The 21160-nt window shown below is 33.8% G+C and carries 16 protein-coding genes; 1 reads left to right on the plus strand and 15 read right to left on the minus strand.

Annotated elements, in window-relative coordinates; all coding sequences use genetic code 11:
- Positions 1–120 precede the first annotated feature (120 nt).
- The 5 genes from ACS127_RS03720 to ACS127_RS03740 form a co-directional block, all read right to left on the minus strand.
- Positions 121–378 (minus strand): SDR family NAD(P)-dependent oxidoreductase, encoded by a 258-nt coding sequence (locus ACS127_RS03720; protein ID WP_440898071.1) that lies wholly within the window; start codon positions 376–378, stop codon positions 121–123.
- A 618-nt stretch (positions 379–996) separates the two neighbouring features.
- Positions 997–1305: a group II intron maturase-specific domain-containing protein gene (locus ACS127_RS03725; RefSeq protein ID WP_440898072.1), complete on the minus strand. Its 309-nt coding sequence runs from the start codon at positions 1303–1305 to the stop codon at positions 997–999.
- The gene (locus ACS127_RS03730; protein WP_440898073.1) at positions 1302–1496 is read right to left on the minus strand and encodes a reverse transcriptase domain-containing protein; all 195 of its coding nucleotides are present in this window, start codon (positions 1494–1496) and stop codon (positions 1302–1304) included. The genes ACS127_RS03725 and ACS127_RS03730 overlap by 4 nt, the downstream gene beginning before the upstream one ends.
- A gap of 20 nt (positions 1497–1516) precedes the next feature.
- The gene (locus ACS127_RS03735; protein ID WP_440898074.1) at positions 1517–1834 is read right to left on the minus strand and encodes a reverse transcriptase domain-containing protein; all 318 of its coding nucleotides are present in this window, start codon (positions 1832–1834) and stop codon (positions 1517–1519) included.
- Between the two features lie 1927 nt (positions 1835–3761).
- Positions 3762–5516, minus strand: a complete 1755-nt coding sequence (locus ACS127_RS03740) for a UvrD-helicase domain-containing protein (protein WP_440897105.1) — start codon at positions 5514–5516, stop codon at positions 3762–3764.
- Between the two features lie 158 nt (positions 5517–5674).
- On the opposite strand from ACS127_RS03740, the gene ACS127_RS03745 reads away from it, so the two are divergent.
- Positions 5675–6828, plus strand: a protein-coding gene (locus ACS127_RS03745) for an IS3 family transposase (protein WP_440894755.1) whose coding sequence is annotated in 2 segments (ribosomal slippage) — positions 5675–5927 and positions 5927–6828 — 1155 coding nt in all. Because the reading frame shifts where the segments join, the coding sequence is not laid out codon by codon here.
- A gap of 173 nt (positions 6829–7001) precedes the next feature.
- On the opposite strand, the gene ACS127_RS03750 is transcribed toward ACS127_RS03745, so the two are convergent.
- The 10 genes from ACS127_RS03750 to ACS127_RS03795 all read right to left on the minus strand — a co-directional run bounded on the left by ACS127_RS03750 (position 7002) and on the right by ACS127_RS03795 (position 21158).
- Positions 7002–8663, minus strand: coding sequence for an ATP-dependent nuclease (locus tag ACS127_RS03750; protein ID WP_440897106.1), 1662 nt, complete (start codon positions 8661–8663; stop codon positions 7002–7004).
- A 96-nt stretch (positions 8664–8759) separates the two neighbouring features.
- A complete protein-coding gene (locus ACS127_RS03755; protein ID WP_440897107.1) occupies positions 8760–11846 on the minus strand; it encodes a type I restriction endonuclease subunit R in 3087 nt (1028 codons plus the stop codon).
- Between the two features lie 14 nt (positions 11847–11860).
- A complete protein-coding gene (locus tag ACS127_RS03760; protein WP_440898075.1) occupies positions 11861–13099 on the minus strand; it encodes a restriction endonuclease subunit S in 1239 nt (412 codons plus the stop codon).
- Positions 13099–15660 carry a type I restriction-modification system subunit M gene (locus tag ACS127_RS03765; RefSeq protein WP_440897108.1) on the minus strand — a complete coding sequence of 854 codons (2562 nt, stop codon included), beginning with the start codon at positions 15658–15660 and terminating at the stop codon, positions 13099–13101. The genes ACS127_RS03760 and ACS127_RS03765 overlap by 1 nt, the downstream gene beginning before the upstream one ends.
- A 133-nt stretch (positions 15661–15793) precedes the next feature.
- Positions 15794–16273 carry a hypothetical protein gene (locus ACS127_RS03770; protein ID WP_440897109.1) on the minus strand — a complete coding sequence of 160 codons (480 nt, stop codon included), beginning with the start codon at positions 16271–16273 and terminating at the stop codon, positions 15794–15796.
- Between the two features lie 50 nt (positions 16274–16323).
- Positions 16324–16572 (minus strand): hypothetical protein, encoded by a 249-nt coding sequence (locus tag ACS127_RS03775; RefSeq protein ID WP_031266540.1) that lies wholly within the window; start codon positions 16570–16572, stop codon positions 16324–16326.
- Positions 16573–16599: 27 nt separating this feature from the next.
- Positions 16600–18477 carry an N-6 DNA methylase gene (locus ACS127_RS03780; RefSeq protein ID WP_440897110.1) on the minus strand — a complete coding sequence of 626 codons (1878 nt, stop codon included), beginning with the start codon at positions 18475–18477 and terminating at the stop codon, positions 16600–16602.
- A 505-nt stretch (positions 18478–18982) separates the two neighbouring features.
- The gene (locus ACS127_RS03785; protein ID WP_369405161.1) at positions 18983–19063 is read right to left on the minus strand and encodes a putative holin-like toxin; all 81 of its coding nucleotides are present in this window, start codon (positions 19061–19063) and stop codon (positions 18983–18985) included.
- A 90-nt stretch (positions 19064–19153) separates the two neighbouring features.
- The gene (locus tag ACS127_RS03790; RefSeq protein ID WP_440897111.1) at positions 19154–20758 is read right to left on the minus strand and encodes an LPD25 domain-containing protein; all 1605 of its coding nucleotides are present in this window, start codon (positions 20756–20758) and stop codon (positions 19154–19156) included.
- A 181-nt stretch (positions 20759–20939) separates the two neighbouring features.
- Positions 20940–21158: a hypothetical protein gene (locus ACS127_RS03795; RefSeq protein ID WP_234448102.1), complete on the minus strand. Its 219-nt coding sequence runs from the start codon at positions 21156–21158 to the stop codon at positions 20940–20942.
- Between the last annotated feature and the right edge of the window lie 2 nt (positions 21159–21160).

Raw genomic sequence — 21160 nt, forward strand, 5'->3', positions numbered from 1 at the left:
AATGAATATAAAAAACAACCTTATCACCGAACTTAATTTGCTCAACAAGAACTTAAAAATAAATTTAACGTTGATTCATTTAAAACTTTAAGGTGTGGAAACTACTATGAAGCACTGCTCCTATTGCCGAGTTCTTTCGCAATTGTAAAAGTACAAATTATTGATCGCTCCTTTTGGCATACTATACACAGCTATACGTGGAAAAACGATTCTGCTTACGCCAGATGATATATTAATTTTTCCTCCGTTTTTAGAAATATTCGAAGACAAGTTTTGAATTACAAAATATGGTGCTTTTATATTAGCATTAAGAACTTTATCAAATTCTAAATAAGCAATTTCCCCAACCCCCTCAAAGGTAGTATACCCTTGTATTATTTACAATAACATGTAATTCAACTTTTTTTGATTAAAACATATTTTAATGTCATTTTTACCTCTCCTTTATCTTTGAAGAAATAAGCATAAAGCTTTCCCCAAGGGGAAGGCCATGTGATTAGAGGAAAATAAATTCCTTTTTCTTAAAAAATCCCCTAAAAACTCTTTCTAACAGGAGTATGGGGATTTTGCATTTGAAAAGGTATCAAACTCAGAGCAGTCACTTATAATCCAGTGGTAGGATACTTTGATTGTTTTCTAAACTCTAATCCTCATTCTCAGACAACTCAAGAACCTGCAGTACTGTGACCATCAGATATCCTTAATTTTTTTATGAATCCAGTACATGCTTACAGTCTATATAGTATATCTCTTTCAAGAGAAAATCCTTTTTGTTGTAATCGGGTAGATGGACTAGCCATTAATTGGCTAGTCGACCTCTCACACCACCAAGCGTACGGATCACGTACTTGGCGGTTCAACCTTTTGAGTATCTGATCTCATAAAGTGCAGATATATCTTTCAATTCCCACTTTGCGAGTCTTTCTTTTGTTATGGCGCGATGGATAATGTCATTCTTAGATGCTCGCCAGTGTCCCTTTCGGGTATTTGCTAGTTTCATGGTGTCATCATGGTTAATTCCATATTTCCGCAACATTTTATATCGTGGTACGTACTTGTTTCCATCTCTTCCATATCCATTGTCTTAATCGATGATTTAACCATTGTTGAGTTTCTGTTATGAATGCCTTCATAATTAGAAATCCCATAATAGTTAATCCAACCTACCGTCATTTGGTTTATCTTTGTGATGATGTCATAGAATGTACCCGATCGTTTCCTATTGGTTAGCTTCCTGAGTTTCTCTTTGAACCTGCATTTTGCCGACTGACTAGGTCGACCATTTACTTTCCCATTAGGTTCTATAAGTTAACTCCTAGAAATGTACTTGACGTTGCACCTCTTACCTTGCTTTTCTTCTGATTAATCATAAGCCCCAAGTCCTTTTCTACAAACTCGGTTACGCTTTTCATGACTCTTTCGCCTGCACGTTTACTTTTAACGTAGATGACGAAATCGTCTGCGTATCGATAAAACGATGTCCTCTTCTTTCCAATTCTCTATCTAACCTATTCAATTAGACATTGGCCAAGGTTGGAGATAGCGGTCCTCCTTGTGAGGCGCCTTCCGTTGTTTCAATGTAGATATCTTTGTCAAGTATGCCCGGCCGGAGGAAACTCCAGATTAATTTCAGAATGATTTTATCCTTGATGAAATAGTCTAGGTAAGCTCTTAAGCGTTGGTGATGTATCGTATCAAAGTAGCTTTTCAAATCACAGTCAACAACGACTCGGTATCCTTCTTGATAGTATGTTTTGGCTCTTTCTATTGCTTGGTGCTGATTTCTTCCTTTTCGAAATCCAAAGCTGTTATCTGAGAAGTGAGGATCAATAATCGGGCGATGACTTGTAGAATGGTCTGTTAAACCACCCGGCCTAGGACACTAGGAATGCCTAAGTATCGTTTGGGGCCATCTGCTTTTGGAATGGCTACCCGTCTAACGGGTTGGGGAATTCTATGTTCCATCCTTCAACTTTTTAGTGGCTCAACATATTTAAGCATATGCCCTTTAAGTTCTTCGATTGTTATTCTATCAGCTCCCGGTGTACCTCTATTCGAGTGGACCTTCTCGCGCGCTGTCCAAAGGTTCTTATCCGTGACGATTCTTTTGATTAAGTTGATACCATCTTGTTTCTCCATATCCATGCGACATCCCTACACTTTCCCATTTATCTTTCCATTTCCAACACATCTATCCATGGGCAGTCATCTCTTCGGCCAGTGCTACGATGATTATTTGTGCTTATGCGGTGATGCCTGCACCTCCTTGTTCTTCAAGATTTAAGATTGTTCAGCCCTTCATTTCACTCAGAAATTACTATGGCTTCTGCTGACTTCTCTCGGTAAATCTTTTCTAACCGAGTTTCCTCGTCCGAGCGACCTCCCCCGGGTAAGAGCTATAACCTTCCTCCCATGTAACTATTGTATTTACTGTATGGAACTCGTGCAGTATTGGACTTTGTTTTGTGTGGCAAACTCGTCCATTCCAAGCCAGCCTTGTATACAATTTCTGTTCATCAGTTCGGGATTTTACCTCAGCCCTCAGCTTCCTTCAGATTCCGAATCACTTCGGACACCCCTGCCCTCAGCTAACAGTTCCTACTGCCAAGCCTGTAGTGGACTTTCACCACCAGGTTATAGCCCACGCCGGGCGCACAAAAAAAGGGCTGTTGAGAAAATCATTGAAAAATGATTTCCTCAACAGACCCTTTATTTATATTTTTTAAATGAAGCTGAATATTTCGGTTAATTATAACTAAAATCTATATTCGAAAAAATAATAAATCTACTTCTTATGTTCAATGATTATTTAATACTATAACTGGAAGTACATCAAATTCTATATTTACTATCTAATAACGTTTAAAAACGAAATCAGTCATCTTTTATGAGAGCTGCTTCTTAGCAGTCTTTTTTTCCTGCTTTACTAATCTCAATAGATAGTGCATATATATCCAAACGTTTGGATCACATCAATATTCATACGACACAAAATTATTAACTGGAATTCATATACAAGAAAAAAAGCACCAGCAAGATGCCGATGCTTTATTTAAACCTTTTAAACACTTTATAAGATTAATGTTAATTTGCACCAACTTACACCAAAAAACCTTTGCAAAAGTTGGTATATCAACAATTCTATTAACGTTTTGAGAACTGAGGGAGATAGTAGTATCAGGGCCTGCAGATGTTTTTGTATGCTACTTGTATGTTACGTAGAATTATCCACAGGTTTTATAAAGCAGTCAGGATGATAACTCCTCATTTAACATACGTTACATCATGCACAACGTGTTGTGAGACATTCTTTTGTGCTTTACTTGATTGTGAAATGTTGTTTAATCAATGGTTATGGGCTGTATTCAAATAGAAAAGTAATTGCGTGTGATTTTGTATGATTGTTTATCCTTGTTACCTTTTTGTTACTTTTTTAATCACTTCATTCTTTAACAAAACTATAATGACTTCTTCCTTACCATAGTAGATATTTAAACATCATACTATTTGCATACACATCTTCTAGCATGATAAATCAACGTTTTTAAAATTATGGTGCTCATTGTTTTTTGTTAATTTTATTGATTTGTCGACCTGAATCTCCACTTAGATAAGTAGTTATATTTAGAATTAATTCAGCTTTTGGATTTAATATTTAACTAATTTAATTTATAAGAGTTGATGCTAAATAGGATCATGGTCACTCCTAATTTAAGCAACAATAAATAACAGCTTATTCTATGAATTATTAACAATTAAATTTATGTTAAAAAGCTCGGTATCGGCACTATTTTTAGCTCATTTAATATACAAGAAACATTAGTATCAAAACACATTGCATTTTTCTTACTTAACGAAAGATATGCATTTTGTCTAGCTCTAGTAATAGCAACATAGAATACACTTAATTGTTCTATAAAATTATCACTATTTCCTCTTATATCTTCAATATTGCAATTACTTTTAAACGAGCAATTACTACACATTCCATAGTAACTTGGTAATCTATCCTTTTCAATATCTACTAGAAATATATTATCCCATTCTAGTCCCTTGGAGGTATGAATAGTTAGTAGTTGAACAGAAACATCGACAGCTGATAAATACCTGTGTAAATCATATTCTAGAAACACAGATAAAATATAATCATATTTCTCATCTTTATTTAACATTCGATAATTCCGATTACGGACAACATCTTGTAACATTGCAACTAACAACGTAATTAAGTTTTGTTGTTGTGTTGATGAAAGCTCAAAACTACTTTTAAAAACTGATATCCACTCATTCAACTCTTTTTTAACAATGTTTTTGCGACTACTAAAATACATTTGGAATGATTCAACGCACTTATCACAGAACCTCCTGTATTCATTACTCTCAGTATTAATTTCCAAAGCATCGAAATATGCTATATAATTACTCCTCAACTTTTCTTTTATAACGTTTATATCTGGTCCACGTTGCGATGTTAATATAGCTGTTTTTTTATCAGGATACAACTGGTGTATTTCTTTAATTATACGAATGACATTTTCACTCTCTAATTGCTGATTTTCGAATATCGTAATATTTTGATGAGAATAACTTTTGATATTATTATAAGCATTTATTGGATCATTGGCATAAGATCTTACTCTTCTTTCTAAATCAATCAAAAACTTATTACCCTTGAAACGGTAATTAGATTTCAATGTATAATAATTAAAATTATATTTTTCTCCAAAAACATCAAATAAATTTCCTACAGTTCCAATAAAGCCATATATCCGTTGCAGAGGATCCCCATACAGTTCAACTCTTATATCATCATGCAAAAAAAGTTCTAATAACCTCAGATTAAGATGGTTCGTATCTTGGAATTCATCGATAATTATTTTTGTATAAATTTTTTTGTATAAGTCTAATAGTATCGGTTTATCTTCTAATAATTGCAACGTTAAAGTTATAATAGAATTATATGTTAGTTTATTTAGTGGCAATACTTTATTTAAAATAACTTCATTATAATTTCTTACGTTAGAAAATAATTTACCTGGCAAAGCATTATCTACAAATTGTTTAAATTTTATTAAAGTATTGAAATTATCAATGCTCTTTAAATGATTTTCATTCACAATTTGTATATCCTTTAAGTCTTTTAATTTTTCATCTAATAAAAAACCATATTTTCGCAGTATTCCACCCGCAAGACCGTGATAATTTGTAATTCTAATTTTCGAATTTATCCAGTTCCTTAAACTATAAGCGTGGTTTTCTAATTTTGCATACAAATCCGCTCTCATTTTACTTGTTGAATTATTACTAAATGTTAACATTAATGTCTTCTCATGGTTTATAGGAACATTATCTAATAAATCATATACTGTTTTACCCAATAACAATTTAGTTTTTCCGTAACCAGGCGGTGCTTCTACGATAATCCTTTTTTCTTGTGATTTTAAAACTTTTATTTGGCTCTGGTCATTTTCAAAATCACACTCGATTTCCTCTCGCAACATTGTTTTTTTATCCATCTATACTTACCAAATAGTCAATAGCCTTTTTTATACTTGTTGGAGTTTTATTAGCATAGTTACTAATTAAAAAACCATTAATAAAATTTGATGCTAGTATAGTTTCATGGACACATCTTAGTTAAGTTATTACAATTAATTTTAGGAGGATGTGTCCAATGAAACATAAAAATAACGGAAAACGATACAGTGACGACTTTCGTAAAATGGTTGTTGAGTTATATAATTCGGGTCAATCAGTTAAAAGTTTAAGCAGCGAATATGGCGTTTCTGAAGTAACTATTTATGCATGGATTAAAAAGTTCAATCCAATTGAGTTAGAAGATGGAACCTCTGTAACGCCAGATGATTATGCAAAATTACAGAAACAAATACTTAAATTACAACAAGAAAATGATATCTTAAAAAAGGCTATGGCCATATTCGCAAAAAAGTAAATGATGCTGAAATAACTGATTTTATTCATGACCAAAAAGAAAACTATCCTGTGCAAACAATGTGTGAAGTACTTGAAATTCCAAGGAGTACGTACTATCAGTCATTAGATAAAACGATTTCTAATCGTGATAGAGAAAATAAAGAATTAACTAAAAAGATTATTGAAATCCATAAAGAGAGCAAACACCGTTATGGTGCACCTAAAATCCATCAACAATTAATAAAGGTAGGTTACAAAGCCAGCCTAAAGCGAGTTCAACGTTTGATGAAAAAAGCTGATATTAGGTCAATCGTTGTTAAAAAGTTTCGTCCTACTCCAAGTAAGGAAACTATTGTTGAGCGAGAAAACATTCTTGAAAGAGACTTCAGGGCAGAAACGATTAATGAAAAATGGGTTGGTGATATCACTTATATCCATACACTTCGTGATGGTTGGTGTTACCTTGCATCAGTTATGGATCTTCACACTAAAAAGATTGTAGGTTATTCCTTTTCTCGTACGATGACGACTGATTTAATTATAAAAGCACTAGAAAATGCTTATCACGCACAAAAACCTGATGAAGGACTCATATTCCATTCAGATTTAGGTACACAATATACAAGCGATGAATTCGCTAAAGTGATAAAAAATTTCAAAATGACACATTCTTTTAGCTATAAGGGAAGTCCTCATGATAATGCTTGTATTGAGTCTTTTCACGCTATTTTAAAAAAAGAAGAAGTAAATCATGTTCAATACTTTGATCATAAATCTGCCGAATTAGCTTTATTCCAATACATTGAAGGTTGGTACAACCGCAAAAGAATTCACGGTAGTATTGATTATAAAACACCACAAGAGATGGAAGATTTATATACTTGTGCTGGATAACTAACGCTAACTAAATTCACTGTACCGGCTTTACGTGGAGAGGCGGGCATGATAGCCTTTCGTGGCAAGCCAGGAATGTTTTAAACGAGCTGGCTCCATGGCTTAGAAATCGTGCCCGCAGAGGCTCCGTGTCAAGCCCTGACAGTTTAATATAAATCATGTTCAAAGAACAATTAAAAACTTAACTTATTCGTGTCCAAAAGATTGACGTAGATCCAATTTTTATTTTGGGTAAGACTATGAACTACATTTCTTTTTAATTCAACCATTACGCTTTCCTTTAGTTCTTCTGACTGACTTCTGATTTGCTCCTCATACTTATCTGGATCACTTGGATTACAATCAATATTATATTTTTTACAAGCTGCTATAGTCGAATTAACTACATTGAATTCACTTTTTTTTAAATACTCTATATACCCATCTAAATCTATGCATTCAACAATATCGTTTTCAAATTCCTTCAAGTCGGTATAGAACAAATTATCGACATCCTTAAACTTTGGATCTTCCGGATTATTTTCGTCTCTATCAACAAAGCCAACAACAGGAATCTTGAATTTGTTAAATAAATCAACTATGTGTGGAACACTATCTTTTCCGTGGGCATTAACGACACTTATGCCTTCTAAATTGATATTGATACTTTCCTTTTCAAATAAAGCTTTCATGGCTCCTTGTTCAGTGATTCCCTCAACAACTAAAACTTTTTTTGCATAAAACGCTTCTTTGATTTCATCTAAATATCTGAACATATGTGTCATTAAAGATTTATCCATATCTATTGATACTCCTGATAAGGCTCTTAATTGACCTTGCTCGTGAAAAAGTCTAACAATATTCTTATAATTGTCTAAAATAATAAATGGCGAATGTGTTACTGCTATTAATTGACCAGAGATTGCATCAACATCATACATAATTTTTAGTAGACTATTAAACTCTTTACTTTCACCTGATAGTATTTCTTGTAAATAATTAATGAAAAATCGTTGTGTATGTGGATGAAGATGTAATTCAGGCTCATCTACAGAAATAATAACATACAGATTTCGTTTCCCTTCTACTTCGATGATACTTCCAGAAAAGTCTCTCTCGACTATATTTGCGATTTGATTTAATAATACTAATGGGATAGAGTTAATAAATTGCGTACCTTCACCTAAATCTGAAATACCAAACTTATCTTTAGTTTGCAATTGAATGATGTTTCCTAAAAGACTAGATATATCTTTGTTCGCCTCAGCTTCTATACCAAACAAATTAAATGTTTTAATTTTTTCTATTTGATGATTAATTTGTTCGATTAAAGGTGATACTGAGTCCGTATTCAAACTAAATCCGCCTTCATGTTCTTCTAAAAACTTTCTAATCAATAAATTTAAAAAGTTATTTTGCACTGCAAAACTTAATTCTTTTTCGGGTTTTCTAATAGAACCATACGAAATCAGGTGTGCTTTGCGTATCTTGTTTCTATGCAAATCATCATTTGTCGGCTTAATAAAAAACTCTATATTATCATCAATAGATTCTTGTAATACAACAATTTCAATTTGTGTCATATTACTTTGCTCATCTATAGTAAAATAATCATCAAACAGACCTATTTCCCCACTATCCAAAGCAATTCCAAGTTCAATTTTAATAGGTGTATCTAATTTATGAAAGTCTGATTCCTTGAAAGCTCTTCTATTAAATATAATATGTAATAAATCAAGTATATTAGTTTTACCTAAATTATTTTCACCAACAACAAAATTAATTTGATTATGAAGTTCTATCGTCACATCATTCAGGTTACGATAATTGAATATTTTTGTTTTAGTGATTTTCAACTGTACTCACCCTTATCTTTTACTTCGAAAAATTATTATTACTTATCAAGTGTGTTAGATATTATCCAACACACTTGATAATTATAAAAATTCTACTTATTTATATTTCTTTTTCAATTTAGAAACAATTTCTGGTAATTCTTTCGATAAGGCTATGTTGTGTTCGAGTAAGTTACTAGTCTTAGGATCCTCAATCGATGCAAAGTCGATACTATTTGTTAAATCATCAATATACGGAATCTCATCTGGTTTTGCAACAGAATATGCCTCAACTGCTTTTTCCAGTATGACATCATTAATACCCCACTCAGATGAAACTTGATAAATCTCATTGTGCAATTGTTTCTTTTTCCAGTTTTCAAAAGCCTCATCAAAGTTAATATTACTGGGCACATTTCCTGGTTCTAATTCTTCTGAAACAAATCGTTTTAATAATTCAGCTTGTTCATAATCACCCAGATTACTCAATTCTTCAATGTTTTGATAGATTAAACGCAATGTTTCTGCATCTACTGTCTGTACCCCTTCAGTAGATGTTGCTTTTTCCCCCATTAATTGAATAATATAATATGCATCAATGGTTTGAGAGCCTGCTAGTTTTGCTTTTCCAAGTGGTAAAATAGGTGGATCGTCTTCAGGATTATCTTTATCGCCTCTTGTTAAGTTACGATATGCCCCTACATACTGCATCCATTCATGTTCTGTAATACCGAACGCTTCATCTACCCAGCTAAATTCATAATATTGCTGGATTTTATTTAATTGGCCATTTGCTTTTTTAAATACTTTCTCAAACGCCTTTTTAGCTTCTTCATCGGTTTCTAGTGCTTGCCAGTCAGTTGGATCGTTCAATATTTCCATTACTTCCTGGGAGTAATCAACGAATTCATCGACTGCTTCAGGATAGGGCTTGACAATCGCTTGACTGCTTTCTCCACCACTTCCATACAAAATCAATGCTTCATTAACGGTTTCTTCGGTAATGCGTGGATACTGGAAATTTACAATGGAACCAAATTCTTTTTCCTTACCATAAATACGATTCGTTCGTGAATAAGCTTGAATTAATCCTTGTAATGCCAATGCACGATCAACATATAACGTATTAATAAATTTAGAATCATACCCTGTGAGTAGCTGATCTGCAACAATCACAAGGTCAATATTTTTAGGGTTTCGCCCACTGCCACCACGAGTTGCTCTTTCCACAACATCGTCATAATACGCATCTTCCCCTTGTCGTTTATCACCATAAGCATATTCAATCCCTGTAAATGATGCATAATCTTTAAACATTGCTTGAATGATTTCTGGGTCTGTTGGATTTGTATCGGCATCTGTTCCAAAACTAAAGGTCATAGCTACATTAATTTCGATATCATCTCTTTCAGCTAACTGTTTTTGAAACTCTTCATAGTATTCTATTACACGATGTTTAAAAGCGACGGTTAAAATCGCATTGAATACCTTTTGTTGCGATTGCTCTTCCCAATTATTTAAGATTTCTTCAACTACCCTTGGGATGTGTGTTTCATCCTGATAAAAGAGCAATTTACTTTTCTTAGCTTCTTTTTCCACTTCTAAATCAGACATTTCCATGACTTGACGTTCGATTTTCCTTTTTGGTATATCAGGTTGTTCTTCTAATTTATAATCCGTAATGTTTTCTCTTAGTGCGTCATAGCTTTCAAATTCTCCTGTATTGATATAATCAACGTGGAAACCTAGGACGTTTTTATCTGCAATGGCTTCATCGATTGTGTATTGATGTAATAATGGCCCAAACAGTTTCTCCGTTGTGTTAATCAGTTCACTTTTTTCATTGACCATACCTGAGATATTATTCTCATCGAATAGCGGGGTTCCTGTAAAACCATAAAACAACCCATTTTTGCGGAAATAGTCTCTAATTATGACCATCATCTCACCCATTGTTGTCCGGTGTGCTTCATCGATAATAAAGACAAACTTCTTATCAGCTAAGCTATCGTCTTTCCCGTCTTTTAAATCTTTGACAAGGTTATTTAATTTGAAAGTGGTTGTCACAACAATATTAGACATGGTAGATGTTAATAATTTACGCAGTTGATAAGTATGTGCCGTATCATCGACTTCTACCGATTCATATTCTGCGTAGGCTTTGAAATTATCACTTGTCCTACTATCTAACTCTTTACGGTCAACTAGGAATACGACTTTATCAAAACCTGCTCTTGTTGATAGAAATAATGCCGTTTTAAAACTGGTAATGGTTTTCCCTGACCCTGTCGTATGCCAGACAAATCCTCCATGTGGAAATTTATCTTCATTATCCCAACCTAGTGCAGCTCCTTCAATCGCTTGAAGTGCATGCACTTGATAAGGACGCAAAAGCATGTGTTTCTGATTTTCTGCATCTTTTGCTTCCTCAATCACTAAGTAATCACCGACTATTTGATGTGCCATGGGAATCATTAAGAATTGTCCAATGACATCTTCCCAGTGATTAATCGGTTTATTATTTTTATTTGCCCAATGGAATACAAAACTCGGATTAAAAGCTTGAATCGACTTTGGCGTTGCAAAATAACGTGTTGCGACTTCAGATGTCATCACCATCATTTGTGAAAATGCCATAAAATTATTTACATACTCGCCATCTGCGTAATATCGTTTAAACTGATTAAACGCTTCTTCTAGCGATTTATCTGTGCGTTTTTGTTCAATATTAATCAGCGGTAAACCATTAATAAGCAAAACAAGATCAAAACGATTCCCATTTGCAGATTCTACTTCACGTGCGACCTTATAACTTGAGTCTCCACCACGGACTTGTGCTTTTTTAAATATCGTTAACGTAATCTGTTCACGAGTGACACCTGGATGCGTATCCCGATAAATGCCATCAATTTTTCCAGTTGATTGTTCCATCGCTAACATCTTTGCAGCTTCATAACTATTATCAATTTGCGAAACCTTTGCCATTACTTGTGTAAATTCATTATCTGTCAGTGGCACGCCTTCTAAGACATCCGCGTTCATACGATTGAGTTCTTCACGCCAATGTTGAACCAAATCTTGCACTGTCACCTTTTGTTTATTCCCATCTAAAAAGGTTGGTGCTTTCCATTTATACTTTTGTAGTTCTTTTACAAAATTGTCTTGGAACGTTTTCTCCGCTACACTTTTAGCATAATTACTCATGAGTATCCTCCTTCCTACACAAACATTTCTTCTAAATAAGCCTCTTTCATTTTTTGAAGCTTGTCTAATTTCTTTTCTTCTGTTTCTATTTGGTTGTCGAGATTTTTGAAGAATTCACCAATTTTTTGTTGTTCTTTTTGGTTAGGTATAATTACGTCAATACCCCCAATATCAGTTCCATTGTATGAAGGTAAAGCTCCAACTTGTGCATATTTTGGTAAATCTAAAGTATCAAATAGTGTTTTACCAAAATAAGTATCCCAATCATCATTAAAAATATAAGCCATTGTATTATTATCAATAAGAAAAGTATGATTTATTAATCTTTTTCTGTTCATCATTATTGCAGCCCCAACTTTAGCAAAAATAACTGCTGGAATCGATTTAATTGGCTCCCATTTTTTTTGTTTTACTTGTTTTTGTGAAACAAAATTACTGGCTTTAAACATTTCAATTTCATTCCCTAATAAATTCATATCCGAAATTTTATAAAAAGGTACTCCTTCTTTGCCTCCTTGTTCCACATTTGGAAAACCTATGCCAGAAATTGTTGTCCCTAGTTCACATAATTTTTTTTGTTCCCATGGCTCAGTATAGCCTTTAAACCTTCTTTTCGGGACAGTTTCGCCTTCTTGAGGAAACATTTCTGTTAAATAAGCGGCTTTTAAGGCTTTGACTTTAGCAATCTTCCGTTTTTGATTTGCAATCCGTTCATCTAAAACCTTAAAAAACTCACCTATTTTTTGTTGTTCCTTAACACTTGGGAAATATAATGTAACACTTATTAAATCTTCATTATATAGATGTACAACAGAGCTTCCTTGCGCACGTTTCATCAATTCGCTCTGACATGATCCATTTGAAATATTTAAAGCTAAAAATACGGAGTCTAATTCTTTTGATGGTATAATTACATTTAAATCTCCACCTATAATAATATTAGGCTCCAGTATTACTGATGCTCTCGCTATATCCTCTTTTGTCTCACCAGACGATGGAACTATTACTTCTCTTCCTTTACTTAGCATAGAATTTTCTTGTTTTATAGTATAAGTATCTACTTTCTTTATTACAGTTTCATAATTTGTATATAACCTACCATATAAAATTAATTGATGTCCTATATCTGTTAAATCCTTTTTTGAGTAGCCTTTCCCTTTTGAAAAACTTGCTAGATTTTCTAGTTTACTTTTATCCCAATCTTCTGTGAATCCCTGGTACCTTCTTTTCGGCACCATTTTTTTTTCTTCCATCACTCTGTCACCACCAATTCATCAAGCATGTCTTCAAATTGTGTTTCGAGTGATTGACTTTCTTTTTCAATTGTTTCTAGAGTATCTGCGTATCTTGATTCTAATTCTTTTAAGGTATCTAATTCGTTTTTAAGTGGAATTTCTATAAGTTGTGTCATATTGTTCGTCAAATCACCGAACCACTTTTGATAGATAAGTTGATCAATTTCTTCATTTGTTAAAACTTCAATTTTATCTTCTACTTGTTCATTTAACGTTTTTTCTTTTGCTTTAATATCTTTAGCCAATGCTGACCTTTCTTCAAGTAACTTTTTCACTTTTACCAATAGTTCATATTCACTTGAACCATTTTCTACATTTTTTATTTCTGACTTAACAGCTGTAATAGTGAAATCATCTTCTCTTTCATTTAAAACATCACCTAATGCCGCTTCTTCATCACTTTCTTCTACTTTTGCCGCTTCGACAAGTTCGTTGATTTCATCCGTAATGGATGTTAAAGATTCTTGTTTTGTTTCAACTTCTTCTAGTTCTTCTCTATAAAGTTCTATTAGGATAAGTTCATTCGGTACAATCGCGCCAATCCACCCATCTTGTTCTGTCCGCTTTGTTTTACCCGAACCTTTTATCACCATATTGGCTTCACGTGTTCTGCCAACGGTGTAAAAATCGCTGATAGCAATTTTCTCCGTATCTTCTGCAAGCATATCTTCCCATAACTCTGCAATGATCTGATAGCCAGCATATGTGCTTACGTGTTTGAATTGTTTTAACAACTGTTTTATTTCCGTTAACATTTCATCTTTCAGTGGCTCGATGTCATTAACATCATGTACTGTTTTTAATTTCTCCCAGTACGTATTCATGTAAATGTGTAAAGCTTCTTTTAAGGCTTGCGTTTGTTTCTGCACTGTTTTATCAGCCAGAACATCTTCAGTCAAAGTATCTATGGACGCTGTTAATTCTACATAACCTGGACGTACCTCCTGGAGAGCATCATAAAGCACATCTTTTGTCATATTATGCAACACCGTTAATTGTTCAATTTGGTGTAGAGGTATACCGCCATATAAATGAGCATCGACATCTTGTGCAATTTCTTCATCTATAGCCTCAATATAACGCGGAATATTTAAATTATATTCGTTTTCTTTAATTTCTTTTTGTGATGCCTTGTGACTGTAGCCTTTTTCATTCGTACGTTCGATATAGGTATCAACGATTTTAGCAATGTCTTTTTCTTGAAGCACATGTTGCTTTCCTTCTTTGACAAACGATTTTGAGGCATCTATCATCAAGACAGGTTCATTTAAGGCACGGTTTTTCTTTAAAATAATGACTGTGACAGGAATTCCTGTATTCGTGAATAGCTTATCAGGTAGACCAATCACTGCATCAATATGGTTTTTATCCAATAAACGTTTACGAATTTCACCTTCAGCACCACCACGGTATAACACCCCATGTGGAAGAACAATCGCCATTGTTCCCTCTTGACCTAAGTGAAATAACCCATGTAAAAGAAAAGCGTAGTCTCCTTTTGAATCTGGTGGTAATACACCAGCAATTTCAAAACGAGGATCCGTCACTTTTAATTCTTCTTGGTTCCATTTTTTAACAGAATAAGGTGGGTTCATGACTACTGCATCAAATTGAACACCTTCATTCGGACGTTCAGGATCCTCTGGCCAATCTTGTGCCAATGTATCGCCATTATTTACCGTCATTTTCTCAGGACGAACCCCATGCAATAATAAGTTCATGCGCGTTAAATTATAAGTTGCTGTGTTTTTCTCCTGTCCATAATAGTGAAGGCTTTTTCTTCCTTCTTCATTTAAATGTTTTCCTACCGTTAATAACAAAGAACCCGAACCAACAGCAGGGTCATAGATGGACTCAACCGGCGTTGTCTTAGCAACAATTTGTGCCATTACTTCACTCACTTGGCGAGGGGTATAGAATTCACCAGCTTTTTTACCTGACTCCATCGCAAATTGACCAATTAAATATTCATATGCATCTCCAAGTACATCTCCTTTTTGAAGTGCAACCATATTTAAATCAGCAAATAATTCAATTAAGTGACGAATGTTTTTACTACGGGCATTTAAATTACTTCCTAGTGCAGAATCCGTTAAATCAATTGTTGAGCTTGAAAACAGGCCTTTGAAATCATCAATATCTCCAGTTGTTGCAACTGTTCTTTCAAAGCTTTGTAAACTCTCTGTTACCTTTTCGAGTTCAAATGTACCTTCACGAATATCCTTTAACCATGTTTGATATAAGTGTTGCGGCAGAACGTAATAGCCAAGCACATTTTGAATCATTTTTATTAAACTATCGCCATAACTTTCATAAGCTTCTTCATAGGCTTGGACAACCTCTGCTTCCGTTCCTTTCGCACCACTCGTATTTTCAAATGTCTCGAGTGTTTTATCGCTTAAGAATTTGTAGAACATTAATCCAAGCATATAGTCTTTGTATCGGCTTGCATCCATAGAACCTCTTAAATTATTTGCACCGTCCCATAAACGTCTTTTTATCTCTTCTGATGTAATCATCAAATTTCCTCCTTATGTATGTTTTCTTTTCGTTAAAATTTGTATTAATTTCATTTTAAACACTCTGTTAGCTTTATGCATTACTCCACTAGGGATTCATACCCTCTCTCATTCCTGAATGTTGTTTTACCAACTAATCTATTAGACTCATTTTCGGGATAAATGCTTCATCCCGACTGACTCCCCTTCCATAAACTCGAAGTTGGCAATTTTTCTTTTTCACTACACTTATATATGGATATTCGCCATTCCATCCATCCCCAATACATTTTAAAAATTCTTCTTCATTTAAAATAACTAGTTCTCCACCAATATTATTAGCATTTTTAGAAATTAAAGCAACATGTGACCTCTTGGAATCCTTCATATACCCCCTTATTTTATCAATCTCAGCATTTGTAAAAGTATAAGACCATGTAAATATTTTATTTTTTCTTTTTGATGATGGTCTTGATGAGTATTTTGAATATATGATAAATTCCTCGTTATTTTGTGATACTTTGTAACTTCTTCTAGTTTCGTGCGTTTCCCATAAGATTAAGTTATACCCGTTATTTACTAATACCGAAGTTAGCGCACCATGATGATAATCTGTTTCTTTAATTTGAGCCAATTCATACTCCCCCTTAATGAATTCCACCGTAAAAAAGTTTCAATTTCTGTTTAAGCACCTTCCTGAAATAAATTTTGTAAATAAAAGTTATTCTTCTCTAGTTCAATACCTTGAAGAAATTCATTTTCCGTAATCTCACAAACAGACTGAATACAGTTATTTTTCGTCCCTGGCATGGAGTAAATCACCTTGATTACTTCATAGATTTGTGTTCCTTTTGGAAATTCCAAATGTCTTGCAACACTTACTTCGTTTTTCTTACCTACATGCCCATATCGAATCACTGCCTTCCAATACATTCGTTCCACAATAAACTCCCCTTTCGTCTATTCGTTTTCTGTAGTGAACAATTCTTTAATCCCCATTTCTTTATAAGTTGTTAATTTTAATTTTTTTAATTCATTTTGCAGATGTTCTATTTCTTCTTCCATATTATTTTTAGTATGATTATATTGATCCATAATTTCCTTTTGTTTTTCTATCGATAATTTAGGAATACTTAATGTTTCAATATCCTTTCTGCTTAATGTTGGTATAGATGTTCCTGACATCCTGTTCATTAGCAGATATTTTCCTAATGGACTTTCTAAATAAGCTTTCAAATATTCTGGATGCAGTTGATCATTACAACGTATCCCAATAAAGTTTTGTGATAGTAATAAATCATCTATATTTTCGGATATAATTGCTGCTTTTAGCACCGTTCCACGAATTGATAAAATGACATCATTCTTTTTTAATTTGTACATATCAACACGTGCATTGTTATCAATGTCGTAATTTTTCACTTGATCCAATAACAATTTGCCATCTTGGACATCGGCTAATTGGATGATTTTATATTTTCCAGTTGTTGTTTCCTTGTTTTTCGTACCTACGTTATACCCTCTAAAGAAATGTGCAGCCTTCTCAAGTTGAAACATTTTAATATCTTGCATTTTATTTATATTGAATTCTACTGTCCCAAAGTGTTCAATTTCCATTTCTCTCGGTAAGATATATCTTTTAGTATTCAAATTGCTTTCGAATAAATCCTCTCTATTAACAAATGTACTAAAACCATCAACCTCTATACCCTCATTAATAGTAGACGATATTTTTTCGATTGCCTCACCAGAAATATATCGAGCAAATCTATTTTTTTCATTGTATAGTTTCTCAGCTTGTACAAATAAAATTTTATTCTTTCTTGATTCGGCTTTATTTTTATTAAATAATACTAAACAAACTGGTATAGCTGTATTTTGATAAAGATTTGCAGGTAAAGATACAACTGCTTCTATAACATCCGACAAAATCATGTTCTCCCTTATTTCCCCTTCTATACCACCTCTAAATAATGTGCCGTGTGTTGCGACGACAACTGCCTTAGCATTTTGATTCATAGACGCAAGGGCATGTGAAATGAATGCAAAATCTGCATTTGACTTTGCCGGAACTCCATAATAAAAGCGATTGTATGGATCGTTTGTTACGATATCATGGTTTTGTAATTTTAAAGAGAACGGAGCGTTCATATAAACATAATCAAACTTTTTAAGATTTGTATGATCTAAAAACGCTGGATTTTGTAAAACATCACCTTTTTTTAAATAACTTTTTTCAATACCTTCTACAAAAAACCTGATTTTAGTAATCGCCCACACATTTCCCTTGATTTCTTGACCATAAAAGTCTAATTTACTTTTAGTTGCTTGGCGAGCAGCTTCAAGCAAGCCACTGCCCATCCCCATCGTTCCATCATAAATGGTTCCTTCATTAGGTTTTAAAATAGAAATGGCTAGTTGATTAATAGATCTCGGAGTATAATGTTCTGCACCTTTTCTTCCTTCAATTATGATCATTCTTTTTATCATTTCATCTAATTCCTCATTTAAATTATCTATAGAATTCATTGAGCTCAAAGTATAAAACAATCTTGTTATTTGTGTTGATTCTACCTTCTCAAGATATGTTAATTCTTTAAAAACACCTTCAAAGTAAGGAATTCCTTCTTCAATCTTATTCAAGGTCTCATTAAATTTTTTCTTAGCATTTTCTTCTGCCCTTAAAACCTCCTGAATATCTACTAATTTTTCATATCGTGGATCATTGCTGAGATGTAAAAAGAGTCCCCCTACTAAAATTAACTCCATATATTCGGAGTAATCTGCTTCTCCTCTCATTACATCAGCTATTTCCCATAAACTTTCTTTTTGTTTCATTGCATACACACCTCTTTTTTAGTTAGTTTTTAATTACTAAGTTATTGATTTAAATTCATCATACTCATTTTATATTTAATTGTCAATAGATATCCTAATATTTTTAAGTTAGTTTTTAATTACTAAGTTTTGTTCTAGGTATGATACATGCAAACGGAATTAAAATATGTGAGGAGAAATTTTTGATTGAAGATCAATGTTTCTAGATAAAAAATGTTTTTGTTATAGAGGCTTTTTATGTATAACACTTGTTCAACCAATTTTTACGCCGCAAAACATCCATACTAACATAGAAAAGGGTCACCAATCTCTTCTTTTGTAAGTCGTTATGTTTATTTCTAACAGAAAATAAGGTATAGTATACATAGAAGCACATAAAATAATAAAAGACCGTCCATGCTCTAACATGAACGGTCTCGTGTGTAAAAGCCCTTCAAGGGGGCAGCTCACATATTTAGGTCAGAAAAGTAACCAACCAAAATGCGGCTAGGCATTCATCGGGTGGTTACTTTTTTTGTTCTGACAGTATAGCTACAACTAAGGTTGCGAACGTGATCATCAGGATCAATGCTTCGAATACTGTCATCGTATCACCCCCTTTCTCAAAAAAGGGGTGAGCTACCACCCATGAAAGCCCTATTACACTAATAGCAAGTATATCAAACTATGAAGATTATCACATCATATCCATATCTACTGTTTGTAGTTTTTTCTTCTCGTTTTTGCCTTTCAACCAATCATTAATATCAAGTCTTTCACTTTCAAGCAAATGACCATAAACAGCATCATCAAGCATCATTTGTTGTTCGTCAGTAAGATTTCCTTCCTTTCTAGCCTGATGATGAGGATTTAAAAATTCGCCATCACCAACATCTAGCCGCTCCATATTAATAACTTCCATCTTTGAATTCTTGCTCTTAGGAAAAACAATGCTATACCGTGTTTTATAGTATCTATTATCATCCTGATATCTTTCCTCCAGCTTCTCCATAAATGCATTACCTTTTGCAAAATCCATCATCGAATCAGAGTCTAATTCTGGTGCTTCTGACCATTCAATGAATATTTGTGGGAGCTCAACATCCAAATCATATCTCTTTAACCATGCCTTGCACTTTACGACATGATCAAATTCTTCCGTCCAAGCGTCATTTGTGGAATTATCCACTCCTACAACGACATCACCATCCACACAAAAATACAATCCTTTTGTGTACTCTTCTTCCTTATAATCAATTACATACTCCATTGCGGCTTGATTAATTTCTGTTAGAGCGTATAAGTCTTTCCTGTCTTTAACAGCTTGTAAGAACACATCTTTTCCATTTTCCATGCTTTTCTCCTGTTCTTTCATCAATTCAGGTTCCATGGTTTCCATAAACTCAACAGCTGCCCCCCTTACTTCTTCAAGTAATTGCGCTTTATCCTTTAATTCCTTTCCTTGTGTCCAGTTGGCAAGATAGCCTAAAGAATAATCACTTGTATCAATATCAAAGTACGAGGCTACTGCATGAGCTGTCATTTCTGCTTGGAATTCCTTTTCTTCTGAAGATAGTTTGAAATGCTTATCGGGTGTACCATGCAATTTAGCATGAGCTAATTCATGGATTAATGTTTTCACATTTTGCAATTCACCATTGCGAGGATTTAAACCAATATGATTCTTTCTACCATCTATTCCTTGATAAAATGCACCTTTAGCAGCACCTAGTTCCTCCAAGGGCTCGCCAATCGTCACACCTAGTTTATCTCCTACTTTTTGCAAAGCATCTAACATATCTTGATAATTTGCAACACTCCCCTCTAACCATCTATTCGGGAAAATATCCGGAAGATCACTAGCTTTTGCATTAGTTTGCGATACATCAAAAACGCTTCCTTTTCCAAAATACAACTCACTTGCCTTTTTCTCTAATTCCCCCTTGTTTAATAATTCCTTTTCCTGTTCAGTCGCCTTTTTTATGCTTTTCCATTTGCCGTTTTTATCCTTGAATTTCGGTTGTGTCTTATTTGGCACTAAAATTTGAATGGCCTTTTCCCCTTTTTGCACCTGGAAGCCTTTTTCTTGCCAAAACTTATAACTTCCTACTGCTTGCGCTCCCTTAAATTGACCCTGAATTAAGGCTGTATTTCGTAATGAATATTGATAAAACTGCATCATGAAAGCTAGGTGTTCAGCCATTTGTTCAGGTGTTTCAAAATAGCATTCAATGGAATGATCCATCGTTTCTGTTAATTGCTTCACTTCTTCCTGTTTTTGTTCGAATGTTTTTCTTTTCATGAAATATCATCCTCCCGAAAAATAAAAGGGACTCCCACCAGGAAGCCCCTTAGATATATCAGCTATTTATTTGCTCAGCCTATTAATGTTTCATTATGCAAAATAAAAAGACCGCTATATCAGCGATCAACATCATTTTTTACATACAGTTTTCACTAATCGGCTTCCTCTTAGTGGTATCTCAAGCTGGTTCACCCTCCAAGATGACTGCTTTCTCCTTTATATCCAATGGAATCAATGCTTCTTCATCTGCTTGATTTATCATTTCTATAGCATCCTTTGTGACTGCATCTACTTCAACTTCTATTTCTCCAGCATCAACAATGAAAACTACACTAGCTTCTTTAATTTCCTTTACATACCCTAAATCAACTATCTTATATGCCCCATTTACATACATAT

The organism is Amphibacillus sp. Q70, assembly GCF_052055485.1.
In the GTDB taxonomy this organism is placed as follows: domain Bacteria; phylum Bacillota; class Bacilli; order Bacillales; family Amphibacillaceae; genus Amphibacillus.

Excerpts from the sequence above, each read along its gene's own strand:
- ACS127_RS03760 (WP_440898075.1), bottom strand. The coding sequence starts at position 13,099 with ATGGAAGAAAAAAAAATGGTGCCGAAAAGAAGGTACCAGGGATTCACA.
- ACS127_RS03765 (WP_440897108.1), bottom strand. The coding sequence starts at position 15,660 with ATGATTACATCAGAAGAGATAAAAAGACGTTTATGGGACGGTGCAAAT.
- ACS127_RS03790 (WP_440897111.1), bottom strand. The coding sequence starts at position 20,758 with ATGAAAAGAAAAACATTCGAACAAAAACAGGAAGAAGTGAAGCAATTA.
- ACS127_RS03795 (WP_234448102.1), bottom strand. The coding sequence starts at position 21,158 with ATGTATGTAAATGGGGCATATAAGATAGTTGATTTAGGGTATGTAAAG.
- ACS127_RS03785 (WP_369405161.1), bottom strand. The coding sequence starts at position 19,063 with ATGACAGTATTCGAAGCATTGATCCTGATGATCACGTTCGCAACCTTA.
- ACS127_RS03740 (WP_440897105.1), bottom strand. The coding sequence starts at position 5,516 with ATGGATAAAAAAACAATGTTGCGAGAGGAAATCGAGTGTGATTTTGAA.
- ACS127_RS03755 (WP_440897107.1), bottom strand. The coding sequence starts at position 11,846 with ATGAGTAATTATGCTAAAAGTGTAGCGGAGAAAACGTTCCAAGACAAT.
- ACS127_RS03775 (WP_031266540.1), bottom strand. The coding sequence starts at position 16,572 with ATGTATTGGAAGGCAGTGATTCGATATGGGCATGTAGGTAAGAAAAAC.
- ACS127_RS03780 (WP_440897110.1), bottom strand. The coding sequence starts at position 18,477 with ATGAAACAAAAAGAAAGTTTATGGGAAATAGCTGATGTAATGAGAGGA.